Origin of the sequence: Mesorhizobium sp. M0408 (assembly GCF_040321495.1) — a bacterium.
In the GTDB taxonomy this organism is placed as follows: domain Bacteria; phylum Pseudomonadota; class Alphaproteobacteria; order Rhizobiales; family Rhizobiaceae; genus Mesorhizobium.
In genome coordinates, this window is the sequence record NZ_JAMYRO010000004.1 from 241,755 (window position 1) to 253,854 (window position 12,100).

Here is a 12,100-nt window from a genome sequence, read left to right on the forward strand (position 1 = left end):
TCATGCTCAACCTCCAGATCCCCTCGCAACAGCAAATTCTCGATGATATCGCGCTTTGCCTCGTCTTCTTTACCCGGCTGCCGCTGCCGAGAGCCGACTTCCGTGGCCGCAGCCTTGCCGCTGCGATCTGGGCTGCACCCGTTGCCGGTCTCGCCGTCGCTCTGGTCGGTGCGCTGGTTTACGCCATCGGCACAAGGCTCGGCCTAGCCGCAGGTCCTGTTGCCGCGTTGGCCCTTGCCGCGATCTTGCTCGCTACCGGCTGCCTGCATGAGGACGGGCTTTCGGATGTCGCCGACGGTTTTGGCGGCGGCAAGACACGCGACAGAAAGCTGGAGATCATGCGCGACAGCCGCATCGGTGCCTACGGCGCTTGTGCACTTGCTGTCTCGCTGCTGATCCGCTGGAGCGTACTCTCTGGATTCGCCGGCCCGGCTCATGTCTTCTGGGCTCTCATTGCCGCGCATGCCGCTTCGCGCGGCCTGCTCGGCGCCTTCATGCACCTGCTGCCGCCGGCCCGCAGCGACGGCCTTTCGGCCGAAGCAGGCACCGTCTCGGCTAAAACAGCTGGCATCGGTGCCGTACTCGGTGCGGTCGCGCTGCTGGCGCTTGGGTTCGGCGCTGCCGTTTTCGCGATCATCCTGCTCGGTCTGTTATTCGCCGCCTTCCGCGCGCTTTGCCTCAACCAGATCGGCGGCCAGACCGGCGACACCGTAGGCGCCCTTCAGCAGCTCGGCGAGATCGCAATCCTGCTCGTCGCTTCCGTTTCCCTGTCTTGACTCTGTTTCGGAGATTTTGCCCCCATGCCTTTCAAATCGCTCGATAAACTGCGCACCGCCTGCCTCGACCTGCCCAATGGCAGCGACGCCGCGGCCAACGCCGTCGCCCACCGCCAGGACACGCTGACCAAGCCGCAAGGCAGCCTCGGCCGGCTGGAGACAGTAGCCGCCTGGCTGGCGCGCTGGCAGGGCCGCGACATACCAAAGCTCGACCGCGTCAAGGTTTTCGTCTTTGCCGGCAACCACGGCGTCACCGCGCAAGGCGTGTCGGCCTTCCCGTCGGAGGTCACCGTGCAGATGGTGGCGAATTTCGCCGGCGGCGGCGCCGCCATCAACCAGCTTGCCCGCATCGCCGGCGCGGAGCTGGACGTCATCCCGCTCGACCTCGACCGTCCGACCGGCGACTTCACGCAAGAGCCGGCGATGGACGACGAAGCCTTCCTCGCCGCCGTCTCGGCAGGCTACGACGCGATCAGCAGGGATCTCGACCTTGTATGTTTCGGCGAAATGGGCATCGGCAACACCACGCCGGCGGCGGCCATCTCGACCGCGCTGTTCGGCGGCGGCGCGGAGCGATGGACAGGGCGTGGCACCGGCGTCGACGACGCCGGCCTCGTGCGCAAGATCGTCGCCATCGAGGCCGGCCTGAAGCGCCACGCCCCGGCGCTAGCCGACCCCCTGAAGATAGCGGCAGCCCTCGGCGGCCGCGAGCTCGCGGCGATCCTTGGTGCGACGCTGGCTGCGCGCCACCTAGGCGTCCCGGTGCTGCTCGACGGCTTCGTCTGCACCGCCGCCGCGGCACCCTTGGCAGCGCTGCACCCTGCTGGCCTCGCCCACACTCTGGCAGCCCATGTCTCGGCCGAATCCGGCCACCGCCGCCTGCTCGAGGCGCTGGGCCTGCCGCCCTTGCTCGACCTCGGCATGCGGCTCGGCGAAGGCTCCGGCGCCTGCCTCGCCATCAACATCGTCCGCTCGGCACTCGAATGCCACGCCCGCATGGCAAGTTTTGCAGAGGCAGGGATCTCGGAGAAGTAAGGACCAGACGGCTGCGATGAATGAACCGCCATATCCTTTTCGTGACCCGAAGCAAGGCATTCGCGAAATCTATGCCCGAATTGTCCGCGATTTCGATCGGAAGGCTGGGGCCTTTGCCGGGCTCACATACAGTTCACCATGGATGTTGGCCACAGAGGATTGGGCTGAACGATCAGGTCATTCGGTCGAGGACCTATGCGAGATGATTTCTCAAAAGCGGATTTCCTACTTTTCCAAGGAACCCGCGGATCCAGAAACCGTCCGGATTTTTGAGGATTTTCGCAACGCGGCTGAGGAGTGGAGAGAAGAGACCGGCTACGCTGATCTGCCCACGCGCCTCACCCCCGAGATGAGAAGATTTACGAATTACAAGGAGTTAAAAGCACACACGTGGAGACTGTGGAGTTCCATGGGGCTGGATCGACCGTCACACGATTATTTTCTTCGTGACCTCAGCTTTAGGGGCATGATGGAAGATGCTTTTGGCCACGAGGTTCTAGTCGGGATGAAACTAAAGCTTGGATATGGTGGGCCTATCCGGCTGGATTTTCACTTTCCTTACTACGCAGACGATGAACCTACATCCTTTGGACTGGGCGGTCTCTCGGGCGAGGCGCTATTCAATGCACTTCGACTGCCCAGGCATCCTGAACTCGAATGGATCGCAGGCAAGAGCAAAACAAACTTCGATGCCGTCGACGGCGTGATAGCCATAACGCGAGCAATCCTGACCTATCTGAGGCCCACCATCCAATAGTCGGGCGAGTCGACTAGTCGCTGGCCGACATGTGCGACGGGCAAAACGCTGTCTCGCGCCGCGGCTCGTTCTAAGGTCTTTCCACCAAATCCTGGAGATTTTTGGTGGGTGCGCACAGGATTGAACTGTGGACCCGCTGATTAAGAGTCAGCTGCTCTACCAACTGAGCTACGCACCCACTCGGCCGGCAAAACCGGCGTTGGCGGGCATATAGCCGCCGACATCCGCCATGTCCAGCCCCGTGGGATTCATTTCCCGACAAATCGCCGAAGTGCCGAGGTCGTCAAACAAAAAGCCTGCCTTCAGCCACCTTCACCGCATGGCCGCCGATGCGGGCGGCCGCCAGTTTGCCGCCTTCGACATTCAGTTCGAGGCGAATGCGCGAAGGCCGGCCCATCTCCAGCCCCTGCTCGATCCACAGTTGTGAAACGCCGTCGGTCGGGCCGTCGAAATGCATGATCGCGCCGGCGAAGGCGGCCGCCGCTGAGCCGGTCGCCGGGTCTTCGTAGGACGGATTGCCGGGCACCATCATGCGGACATGGAAGCCGCTGTCGTGATGCACCGTCTCGCGGCAATAGACATAGGGGCTGGCGAAGGCCCAATCGCTCTTGCGTGGTGCAAGCTCCGACCACGCCTGGTTGTCCAGCCTGATCCGGGCGGCCGCCTCCAGATTGGCGACGGGGATGGTCACGTAGGGCACGCCCGCCGACCAGAACGAAACGCGGTGGTTCTCGAAGCCGATCTCGTGCGGCCCAAGGCCAAGGGCCGCGCCGATCGCCTCGGGATCGGCCGACAATGCCAGCTGCGCCGGCAGTTTCGCCAGGTCGAACTCGGCAAAGGTCGAACCGTCGTGCTTGCTGACAGCGCAGCGCACCGGACCGATATTCTCCTCGAGCACGAAGATGCCGGCGGCCTCTCCCGCCATTTCGGCGAGCGCTATCGCCGAGCCGACGGTTGGGTGGCCGGCGAACGGCATTTCATAGTCGGGCGTGAAGATACGGATGCGGGCCCGGTGCTTCGGGTTGTCCGGCGGCAGCAGGAAGACGGTTTCGGACAGGTTGAACTCGCGCGCCACCGCCTGCATCGCCGCAACGTCCAGCCCATCACAGTCGAGCACGACGGCCAGCGGATTGCCGGCCAGCCGGTTGGTGGTGAATACGTCGTAAAGCAAGTAATTCCGCGGCTGCATCTCAGTAAGTCCTCTGCCTCATTCCAAACATGAGCGAAATTTAATTTGAATTTTGAACCATAAGGCCTGATTTGTGCACCGATGGGATATCACTGAACATAGGGGTCCGGCGTGGACCAGATTGTCAATCTGCCAAAGACGGAATCCGCTTCCGCCATCGAGACGGCGCTCGGGCTCGACCACCAGGGCCTGAAGACAAAACGCCGTCGCGGTTGGCTTTACGCAGTGTTCGCACTGCTTGCCGTCGCCGCGAGTGTCGTCGGCTACCAGTGGTATGCGGGCTCGCCCGCCAAGATCGAGTATACCACGACACTGGCCGCCATGGCCGACCTTACCGTCGCGGTTTCGGCTACCGGCACGCTGCAGCCTCTCACCCAGGTCGATATTTCCAGCGAACTCTCCGGCGTCGTCCGCTCGGTCTCGGTCAACGAGAACCATCTGGTGAAGAAGGGCGATGTGCTGGCCGCGCTCGACACCGCAAAGCTGGAGGTGCAGATCGAGCGCGCCCAGGCCTCCGCCAAGGCAGCGGCGGCGAGCGTCGAGGACGCCACCGTGACCGTGGCCGAAAACGAAAAGGGCCTGGTGCGCGCGGTACAACTCACCAAGCGCGGCATGGCGACGGACCAGTCGCTTGAAGCGGCAACCGCCACCCGCGACCGCTCGAAGGCGGCGCTTGATATCGCCAAAGCCAACCTCGCCATGGCCAATGCCGATCTCAAGGCGCAGCAGACGGATCTTGCCAAGAGTACCATCTACGCTCCGATCGATGGCATCATATTGACGCGCTCGGTCGACCCCGGCCAGACGGTCGCCTCCTCGCTGCAGGCGCCGGTGCTGTTCGTCATCGCCGCGGATTTGAAGAACATGGAACTGAAAGCTGCGGTCGACGAGGCCGATATCGGCGCAGTAAAACCTGGCCAGCATGCGCGCTTCACCGTCGACGCTTTTCCTGAACGGCCATTCGACGCCGAGATCCGGGACATTTCCTATGCCTCGGTCACCACCGACGGCGTCGTCACTTACGATGCAAGGCTGGATGTCGACAATAGCGAGCTTCTGTTACGGCCCGGCATGACTGCCACCGTCTCGGTCGTCACCAAGCAGGCCAAAAACGTGCTCACCGTGCCATCGATCGCCTTCCGCTACCGGCCGGCGCAGACGGCGGACCGCGGCTGGAGCCTCACCGACGTGTTCACCGGCCGCATGGGACGCCCCGGCGGCAACCGCCAGCGCCAGGCGGCGACGAAGCCCACCGACGGCTCGCGCACGCTCTATGTGCTGGAAAATGGGCGGCCCCATCCGGTCAACGTCAGGGTCGGCTCGACAGATGGCGAACTGACCGAGATCGTCTCCGGCCTGGAGGAAGGCGCGCAAGTCATTACCGCCTCGCAGCAGCGGAGCTGATCGTGGCATCGGGCGCGATCCTCATCGGCTTCGACAAGGTCTGGAAAAGCTATGGCCAGGGCGAAGCCCGGGTGCATGCGCTGGCCGGCGTCGACCTTGCCATCAGGCGCGGCGAATTCGTCGCCATCATGGGCCCGTCCGGTTCGGGCAAATCGACGGCCATGAACATCATTGGCTGCCTCGACACGCCGACCGCTGGGACTTACAGCTTCGAAGGCATCGACGCCGGCCGTCTCGATCGCAACCGCCGCGCCGTGCTGCGCAACCTTTATGTCGGCTTCGTTTTCCAGGGCTACAACCTCTTGCCGCGCACCACGGCCGCCGAGAATGTCGAACTGCCGCTGATCTATCGCGGCGTTGGTGCCCGCGAGCGCCGCGGCCTGGCCATGCAGGCGCTTGCCGAGGTCGGCCTTGTCGGCCGCGAGCATCATACGCCGGCCGAGCTCTCCGGCGGCCAGCAGCAGCGCGTGGCGATCGCGCGCGCCATCGTCACCAGGCCGACGCTGCTCGTCGCCGACGAGCCGACCGGCAATCTCGACACCGCCCGCACGCACGAGATCATGGAACTCCTGACGCAGCTGAACAGCGAGCTCGGGCTGACTATCGCCATGGTCACGCACGAAGCCGATGTTGCCGGCTATGCGCAGCGCACGATCCGTTTCCTCGATGGCCATGTCGCCTCCGACACAGCCAATCTCGAGATGGCCTAGCCATGATCTGGGAAACCGTCCGTCTCTCACTCCGCTCCATCCGCCGCAACGTGCTGCGCTCGTTCCTGACGCTGCTCGGCATCGTCATCGGCGTCGCCGCCGTCATCGCCATGCTGACCATCGGCTCGGGTACCACCGAGAAGGTCAAGTCCGATATTTCCAAGCTCGGCAGCAATCTGCTCGTCATCCGTTCCGGCCGTCCGGCCGGGCCCGGCGGACCTGGAGGGCTCGACCAGGTGGTCCGGCCGCTGGGCGACAAAGATCTTGCAGCGCTTGCCGCGCATCTGGACGGCTCGCGCGCCATCTCGCCGGCGTCGCAAAAGCAGGTGCGCGTCATTTTCGGCACCGAAAGCCTGACCTCGGGCGTCACCGGAACCGACAGCGCCTATCTCGATGCCCGCGACTGGAAGCTGGTTTCGGGCCGCCCGTTCAGTGATTCGGAAACCCGCTCGGGCACCGGCGTCTGCCTCATCGGCGAGACGGTGCGCCAGCAGTTCTTCGGCGCCGGCGACCCCGAAGGCGAGATCATCCGCGTCAACCGCACCTCCTGCAAGATCATCGGCCTGCTCGAACCGAAGGGCTATACCGGCTTCGGCCAGGACCAGGACAATGTCGTGCTGATGCCGCTCGCCGCCTATCAGCGTCGCATTGCCGGCAATCGCGACATCGAATCGATCTATGTCGCCGCCGACGACGGTACGCCAACCACGGTGCTGCAGCAGCGCGTCGAGGACATCTTGCGCGACACACGCCGCATCACGCCCGACCGTGACGATGATTTCTCGATCCGCGACATGACCCAGATCGCCGATGCCATGGCCAGCGCCACCACCACCATGACTGGCATGCTCGGCGCCGTCGCCGGCGTCAGCCTGCTCGTCGGCGGCATCGGCATTATGAACATCATGCTGGTGTCGGTAACCGAGCGCACGCGCGAGATCGGCATCAGGCTCGCCATCGGCGCCCACGAAAAGCACATCCTCATCCAGTTCCTGGTCGAGGCAACCGTGCTGTCGCTGCTTGGCGGCATCATCGGCATCCTGATCGGCCTGGCGCTGGCCGGCCTCGCCTCGGTGACGCTGACGATCCCGTTTGCGCCGAGCCCGGCGGTCATCCTGCTTGCCGTCGGCTTTTCCGCGCTGATCGGCATGGTGTTCGGCTTCTTCCCGGCGCTGCGCGGCGCGCGGCTTAACCCGATCGACGCGCTGAGGCATGAATAGGCATTGCAGCAAGTGTCGCCTCCAGACGCTGCCGATTTTTTATGCAACCTGCCCTTGTCGCAGCACATTCTGCAATGATAACAATGCTGTTGGGGACTAAGGGGGAACAATGGATGAGCAAGAAAGCGCGACTGGCTCTGGCGATTGTGATCGTCGAAGCCGCCTTGGCAGGGCTTTGGTGGAATTTGATCCTTTATGGGATGGAGAATCCCGATCGCGTCACCGCTGACTTCCAGCAGGTAATTGGGCAGACGATGGGAACGACGATGGGCGCGCTCCTGGGTCTCGGCGTGCTGTTGTATTTTGTTGCCGCCCGCAACGACCGCAAGGCTATTGAAGGTAGGCTACGACGTTAGAGTTGGAAACCTTGCTCGCTCGCAAAGTGCCATTCGATCAGCGGTCTCATATGCGGCATCAACCCGTCCGGCAGGTCGGCTGCATTGCGGATGATGACGGGGCCTTCGATTTCAGGCTCTGACTCGGCCGCGACGAAAGCGCTGATCCGCTGTGCCAGGTCGTCGGCGGAGGCCGTCTCTCGGTAGCGGCGAAAGATCACCGTGCCGCTTGCCGTCGACAGGGCGTAATGGCGCCTGCCGCGTGTCGCGCCTGACAGGTCGAGACCGGTCTCTTCGCGCACCTCGCGGATCATGTTGAAGTCGACGTCGACAAGGCCATCGCGGAAATCGCTTGGCTCGAACGAACCGGCGGCGAAGTAGACGCGCCCCGCATTGACCGTATGCGGCGCCATGCGGATCGCCACAAGCGCATTGTCGCCGGCGACCAGCATGGCATGGGCATAGGCGTGCTCGGCCCCGGCCACCTGTCGATTGCCGCGCCAAAGCATGAAGGTCGAATACCGCACCGCATGGCAACGGCCGACTAGGCGATTGTCGCGATAGCTGAGAGCGGAAAGCAGCACCACGGTGCCGTCGAAAAGCGCCGGCTTGGCCGCGGTCTCACGCCGCCAGTTCTCGGCGATCGCGTCGGCATGATCGCGCTCGAACGGATGCGGGCCGGAATCGAGCCTGACGTCGATGGCATCGACCGGCAGGATGACGTTGCGCGGCAGGTCGAAACTCACGCCTGTCTCACGCCATGTCGAGGGTAATTGCTACCGGGCAATGGTCGGATGCCTTCGGCCGGTCCCACCCGGCGCGTGGGAAGCGCTCGACCTCCTGGCCCGCCGGAAATATGGTGCGCCAAGGCTGGCCGTTGCGGATGATATCGGGAACGGCGGTGGCGTTCTGCCTGGCCAGCGCCCTCGACAAAAGGATGTAGTCGAGCTGGCAGAGATGCCGCTCTTCCGGTCCGCGTGTGTGATAGAAAGTCCAGCGGTCCATTTCCGGCCGCCGCTCGACCGCGTTTTCACAAAAGCCGCCGGCAGTGAGCACATCGATGCAGGACCGGCTCTCGTCGATGACCTCGAAACGGTAGCCGTCGACGGCATCGCCGGTAATCTTCACGCGCTGCCGGTAGTCGTTCATATCGCCGCAGATTGCCCAGCGCTTGTCGGCGGCATGGTCCTTGCCGAAGCGCTCCTCGATGATCCGGCGCACCGCTTGCGCCTCGGCGATGCGCAGCGGCATTGTCGCCTCGCGGCCGTCGAGGCCGTTACGGGGCGAGCCCATCGACTTGAAATGAACGAGGTAGAGCGTCAACGGCGCGCCAGCCACCGTCAGATCGATTTCCAGGCAGTCGCGCCGGAAGATGCGCTCATTGGCCTGATACCCAAGCGCTGCCAATTCCGGCGTGTGCAGGCCGAATTGCTCGAACGTGACATAGGCGTAGCTGGTCATGCGCACGAATTCGATCGGCTGGCCCTGCGCGGTCTCGTTGCGCATCATCACGGCGACGTCGATGCCGCGCGAATCATTGCCGGCGGTGGTGTATTTCTGCCGGTAGCCTTGCCCCACCATCTTGAACAAATAGCCATATTCGAAGGCCCTCAGCGCCTCGATATTGTCGACCTCCTGCATGCAGATGATGTCGGCGCGGGTGGCCGCGATCGCCAGCGCCGTCAACTGCCGCGTGTCGTCGGACTGCGCGATGGCCCGCGCCTGCTCGAGCATCTTGTATTCGGCCTCGCTCTGGATGTCGAAAAGCGCCAGCGTGCGATCTTCGTTGAGCTGATTGCGGTATCCGGAATAATCAAACCTGTTCATCAGGTTTTCGACGTTGAAGGTGGCAAGGCGCAGCGACATGGCTTTGACCTTTGCCCGCAAGCGCGCCCGAAAACAAGGGCGCAGAAATCAGGCGGCTCTGATTGATCGCGCGCTCGTTATGGTTGACGGAACCTTTTTGTTCATCTTCCGTTCAGATGGAAAGTTCCATCAATAGGCCCTTCCCCGGGGTATTCTGGGCGTGGGGCCTGAATCTTCGGAGAGTGCGATGAAACCGCTCTTTTTATCTTCCGCCAGATCCGGGCTGATGGCCCTCGGTCTGATCGCCGGCCTCTCGGCCCCGTCGCTTGCCGGGCCGATGCCCAAACCTCTGCTGCCGGTGGCGGGCAATGCCGCCGACATCGTGCAAATTCGTGAAGATTGGGCAGGCGGCAATGACAGGCAGATCTGGCGTTGGCGCAATCACGGCGTTCGGCAATGGCGCGGCGACGATGGTTGGAGATGGCGGTCCAACAATTTCCGCGGCCGTCATTTCTCGAGACACTGGGACAATGGCGGCTGGAATGACAACTGGCGTTGGCGCCATCACCGCCGCCATTACCGCGGCGGTTATTACGATGATGGTGCCGGCGCCGCGATTCTTGGGCTGGGCCTGGGGTTTGGCCTCGGCAGCCTATACAACAATTACAACTACTACGATGCGCCCGCACCGCGGCGCTACTACCGGACACAGCGGCTTTCCAGCGCGCATGTCCAATGGTGCTACAATCGCTACCGGTCGTACCGCGCCTGGGACAACACGTTCCAGCCCTATAACGGGCCGCGCCAGCAATGCTACTCGCCCTATAGCTGAGCAGGCCGGTAATAATATCGTCTGGCGCCGCGCGTTGCGGCGCCGATTTTTTCTTACGGCCAGCAACCGCGAAAAATCGCCAGCCTCCACTGGTGATAACGTTATTTTTATCAGGCAGGTCTAATAATCCTCCCGATCAGAACGCCCGAGACGCGAAGATGGCTGGATTGCGTGCGATGGCCGAGGACGAACAGAGGGACAAACACCGGCAGCGCGTCTTGAAGGGCGCGGCGATCCTGACCGGCATGACCAACTCCGAGGTCACATGCACACTGCGCAACATGCATGCGGGCGGTGCCGAATTGAAGGTCTCGATCGACGCGCGCGTGCCCGATGAGTTCCTGCTCTATGTTCCGACCGACGGCATTGCCTACAAGGCGGTGGTTCGCTGGCGCCGCGAGGACCGAATTGGGGTGATGTTCACCGGCACCGAACCAAAGCCCAGCTGGCACTACGGCTGAGATCCCGGCGCTATCCGGGTGGCAGGACTCGCAGTGTCTGCTCGTCAAACAGCGGCTCATCCTGGCCGACGCGAACGAATAGAAGCTTTCGCAGTTCGGGTGATTGCACCTCGAAATACTGAATGCCGTCCGGGGCTTCGCCCCATTCGCCGCAAGGCGGTTCGCCGACCTCGTCAGGGTCGGCAACGGCTTTCAATTCACTGAGATAAACGGCATCGGGACGGAAGACATACCGCAGGGTGCGCGTGGGCGTGACCCCTTCGGTGTAAGGCATGAACACGCAACGTGTGCTGACAGCCTTCTCGGTCTTCTGGGAGTATATGCGCTGTAATGCAGCATCGGCGGCCTCGCCAGGCAGCATATCGAAGACTTCGACGACGGGATCGGCCGGCCCGCCGTCGCTGTATTTGATGGCAAGAGCATTGCCGCCAAGCTCGAAATGAATCCGGCGAAAACCGAAATCGCAGCGCTGCACCCAGGCAGCCAGCCCAACATCCTTGTCCGCCAGCCGTTCCCAAGCGCATTTGTCGACAGGCGGACGCGACGGCTTGCTTTGGTCGGCACGAGCGCCGGTTGCCATGGCCATAAGGACCGGCAGGGCGAAGATGCAGGCCGGCAGTCTCTTGCTATTCATCGCTACAACCCGTCAAGCTAAAGGCGTCCCAGGCTGAACCGTCGGGATTGGCTTTGGCGAAATCGGGCCATTCGGTAAAAATCGCGCCGAAGTCAGGCAACAGCAACCCTGCCGGTGCCGGCGAGGCTTCGCGGGAACTCAACTGCTCGGCACCGCCTGCATTGAACGCATAGACCTGCCCATCCCACACTCTGCACAGCCCGGTGCCGTCCTCGAGACCAGCCTCACGATCGTCGTCGGTGCAGGTGTGCCGGATCGTGCCCACAGGAAACGAGTACTTGCCATTGGTCCAGGTAATGTCCGACGGCAGACGAATGTCGGTGTTGGGCACGATCAACGAAAAGACCTCGGTCGTCAGCGCGGCCGGCTCGTTGTTGGTTGGCCGGAACTGTATCGTCGCTCCCGAACGCGGCTCGCGATAGGTCGCATGGCTGAGCGAACATTCTGTTGCGTTCGCTGCTTGCAACAGGCTCAGCATGCTCAGAAAAATAGCTGCTGCTTTGTGGATGATCATTTAAGTCCCTTGGAGCAGCATCATTGTGAAGTCTGAGCATCGATGCTGTAGCATGGCCCAAGGCCACGTCGAAAAGAAGAATCGATCATGCGAAATCTCTTGATGCTCATTTCGATCCTAGCATTTTCGTGCGGCCACGCCTTCGCCGCGGAACAGTATGTGGGCATATGGTCCGGGAACAGATCGAACTGTACCGCCGTTGCGGATGTTCAACGCCAGACTGTCTACACATTATACCGCGACGCGCTGTCGGTCCCTGCTCTCGGCTGCGAACACGCAACGTTCCTCAAGACGCCCACGGGCTGGGTGGCGCGGGCCAGCCAATGCTACGGATCCGACCCGTCGGCCAAAGAGCCGTTCTCCCGTGTCATCCATATTGTGGTCGACGGGGCGACGGTGAGATTGACATGGCCTGGCTTCGACAGCG

At 62.7% G+C, this 12,100-nt stretch carries 15 protein-coding genes and 1 tRNA gene; 10 read left to right on the forward strand and 6 right to left on the reverse strand.

Translation table 11 applies throughout. The annotated features are described in order from the left end of the window. Nucleotides 1-2: 2 nt before the first annotated feature. Genes cobS through NKI67_RS06740 form a run of 3 tightly spaced genes read left to right on the forward strand, consistent with a single transcriptional unit; the run spans nucleotide 3 to nucleotide 2,568 of the window. Nucleotides 3-776 carry an adenosylcobinamide-GDP ribazoletransferase gene (cobS, locus tag NKI67_RS06730; protein ID WP_352570400.1) on the forward strand — a complete coding sequence of 258 codons (774 nt, stop codon included), beginning with the start codon at nucleotides 3-5 and terminating at the stop codon, nucleotides 774-776. A 24-nt stretch (nucleotides 777-800) separates the two neighbouring features. Further along, on the forward strand, nucleotides 801-1,811 hold the full coding sequence (gene cobT / locus NKI67_RS06735) for a nicotinate-nucleotide--dimethylbenzimidazole phosphoribosyltransferase (protein WP_352644831.1): 1,011 nt from the start codon (nucleotides 801-803) through the stop codon (nucleotides 1,809-1,811). Between the two features lie 16 nt (nucleotides 1,812-1,827). Beyond that, nucleotides 1,828-2,568 (forward strand): hypothetical protein, encoded by a 741-nt coding sequence (locus tag NKI67_RS06740; RefSeq protein ID WP_352589647.1) that lies wholly within the window; start codon nucleotides 1,828-1,830, stop codon nucleotides 2,566-2,568. A 102-nt stretch (nucleotides 2,569-2,670) separates the two neighbouring features. Here the strand turns inward: NKI67_RS06740 and NKI67_RS06745 are convergent. Beyond that, a tRNA-Lys gene (locus NKI67_RS06745) sits at nucleotides 2,671-2,746 on the reverse strand. A 105-nt stretch (nucleotides 2,747-2,851) separates the two neighbouring features. Next, complete coding sequence (locus NKI67_RS06750) at nucleotides 2,852-3,757, reverse strand: PhzF family phenazine biosynthesis protein (RefSeq protein ID WP_352644832.1); 906 nt, start codon at nucleotides 3,755-3,757, stop codon at nucleotides 2,852-2,854. A 111-nt stretch (nucleotides 3,758-3,868) separates the two neighbouring features. Between NKI67_RS06750 and NKI67_RS06755 the strand changes: the two genes are divergently transcribed. From NKI67_RS06755 to NKI67_RS06770, 4 genes are all read left to right on the forward strand, one after another. Further along, nucleotides 3,869-5,161, forward strand: coding sequence for an efflux RND transporter periplasmic adaptor subunit (locus NKI67_RS06755; protein WP_352644834.1), 1,293 nt, complete (start codon nucleotides 3,869-3,871; stop codon nucleotides 5,159-5,161). A 2-nt stretch (nucleotides 5,162-5,163) separates the two neighbouring features. After that, nucleotides 5,164-5,871: an ABC transporter ATP-binding protein gene (locus NKI67_RS06760; protein WP_352644836.1), complete on the forward strand. Its 708-nt coding sequence runs from the start codon at nucleotides 5,164-5,166 to the stop codon at nucleotides 5,869-5,871. Nucleotides 5,872-5,873: 2 nt separating this feature from the next. Continuing rightward, nucleotides 5,874-7,091 carry an ABC transporter permease gene (locus NKI67_RS06765; protein WP_023676652.1) on the forward strand — a complete coding sequence of 406 codons (1,218 nt, stop codon included), beginning with the start codon at nucleotides 5,874-5,876 and terminating at the stop codon, nucleotides 7,089-7,091. A 113-nt stretch (nucleotides 7,092-7,204) separates the two neighbouring features. Then, nucleotides 7,205-7,447, forward strand: a complete 243-nt coding sequence (locus NKI67_RS06770) for a hypothetical protein (protein WP_023676653.1) — start codon at nucleotides 7,205-7,207, stop codon at nucleotides 7,445-7,447. Here the strand turns inward: NKI67_RS06770 and NKI67_RS06775 are convergent. Together NKI67_RS06775 and NKI67_RS06780 are read right to left on the reverse strand one after the other, a co-directional pair. Next, nucleotides 7,444-8,172, reverse strand: coding sequence for a hypothetical protein (locus NKI67_RS06775; RefSeq protein ID WP_023676654.1), 729 nt, complete (start codon nucleotides 8,170-8,172; stop codon nucleotides 7,444-7,446). The two genes, NKI67_RS06770 and NKI67_RS06775, sit on opposite strands and share 4 nt — an antisense overlap. 7 nt (nucleotides 8,173-8,179) lie before the next feature. Further along, a complete protein-coding gene (locus NKI67_RS06780) occupies nucleotides 8,180-9,292 on the reverse strand; it encodes an endonuclease/exonuclease/phosphatase family protein (RefSeq protein WP_352644838.1) in 1,113 nt (370 codons plus the stop codon). On the opposite strand from NKI67_RS06780, the gene NKI67_RS06785 reads away from it, so the two are divergent. From NKI67_RS06785 to NKI67_RS06795, 3 genes are all read left to right on the forward strand, one after another. After that, nucleotides 9,291-9,428: a hypothetical protein gene (locus NKI67_RS06785; RefSeq protein WP_352570411.1), complete on the forward strand. Its 138-nt coding sequence runs from the start codon at nucleotides 9,291-9,293 to the stop codon at nucleotides 9,426-9,428. The two genes, NKI67_RS06780 and NKI67_RS06785, sit on opposite strands and share 2 nt — an antisense overlap. A 51-nt stretch (nucleotides 9,429-9,479) precedes the next feature. After that, entirely contained in the window at nucleotides 9,480-10,064 is a 585-nt protein-coding gene (locus NKI67_RS06790) for a BA14K family protein (RefSeq protein ID WP_352570412.1), read from the forward strand. A gap of 176 nt (nucleotides 10,065-10,240) precedes the next feature. Further along, a complete protein-coding gene (locus tag NKI67_RS06795) occupies nucleotides 10,241-10,525 on the forward strand; it encodes a PilZ domain-containing protein (protein WP_352570507.1) in 285 nt (94 codons plus the stop codon). A gap of 10 nt (nucleotides 10,526-10,535) precedes the next feature. Here NKI67_RS06795 and NKI67_RS06800 read toward each other — a convergent pair whose 3' ends face one another. Beyond that, nucleotides 10,536-11,159 (reverse strand): hypothetical protein, encoded by a 624-nt coding sequence (locus tag NKI67_RS06800; protein ID WP_352644840.1) that lies wholly within the window; start codon nucleotides 11,157-11,159, stop codon nucleotides 10,536-10,538. Next, nucleotides 11,152-11,673, reverse strand: a complete 522-nt coding sequence (locus NKI67_RS06805) for a hypothetical protein (protein WP_023676659.1) — start codon at nucleotides 11,671-11,673, stop codon at nucleotides 11,152-11,154. Before NKI67_RS06805 ends, NKI67_RS06800 begins: the two co-directional genes overlap by 8 nt. Between the last annotated feature and the right edge of the window lie 427 nt (nucleotides 11,674-12,100).

Bases quoted from the DNA above. Each gene is read 5' to 3' on its own strand.
- cobS (WP_352570400.1), top strand. From the start codon at position 3: ATGCTCAACCTCCAGATCCCCTCGCAACAGCAAATTCTCGATGATATC.
- cobT (WP_352644831.1), top strand. From the start codon at position 801: ATGCCTTTCAAATCGCTCGATAAACTGCGCACCGCCTGCCTCGACCTG.
- NKI67_RS06740 (WP_352589647.1), top strand. From the start codon at position 1,828: ATGAATGAACCGCCATATCCTTTTCGTGACCCGAAGCAAGGCATTCGC.
- NKI67_RS06750 (WP_352644832.1), bottom strand. From the start codon at position 3,757: ATGCAGCCGCGGAATTACTTGCTTTACGACGTATTCACCACCAACCGG.
- NKI67_RS06765 (WP_023676652.1), top strand. From the start codon at position 5,874: ATGATCTGGGAAACCGTCCGTCTCTCACTCCGCTCCATCCGCCGCAAC.
- NKI67_RS06770 (WP_023676653.1), top strand. From the start codon at position 7,205: ATGAGCAAGAAAGCGCGACTGGCTCTGGCGATTGTGATCGTCGAAGCC.
- NKI67_RS06785 (WP_352570411.1), top strand. From the start codon at position 9,291: ATGGCTTTGACCTTTGCCCGCAAGCGCGCCCGAAAACAAGGGCGCAGA.
- NKI67_RS06780 (WP_352644838.1), bottom strand. From the start codon at position 9,292: ATGTCGCTGCGCCTTGCCACCTTCAACGTCGAAAACCTGATGAACAGG.
- NKI67_RS06790 (WP_352570412.1), top strand. From the start codon at position 9,480: ATGAAACCGCTCTTTTTATCTTCCGCCAGATCCGGGCTGATGGCCCTC.
- NKI67_RS06795 (WP_352570507.1), top strand. From the start codon at position 10,241: ATGGCCGAGGACGAACAGAGGGACAAACACCGGCAGCGCGTCTTGAAG.
- NKI67_RS06800 (WP_352644840.1), bottom strand. From the start codon at position 11,159: ATGAATAGCAAGAGACTGCCGGCCTGCATCTTCGCCCTGCCGGTCCTT.
- NKI67_RS06805 (WP_023676659.1), bottom strand. From the start codon at position 11,673: ATGATCATCCACAAAGCAGCAGCTATTTTTCTGAGCATGCTGAGCCTG.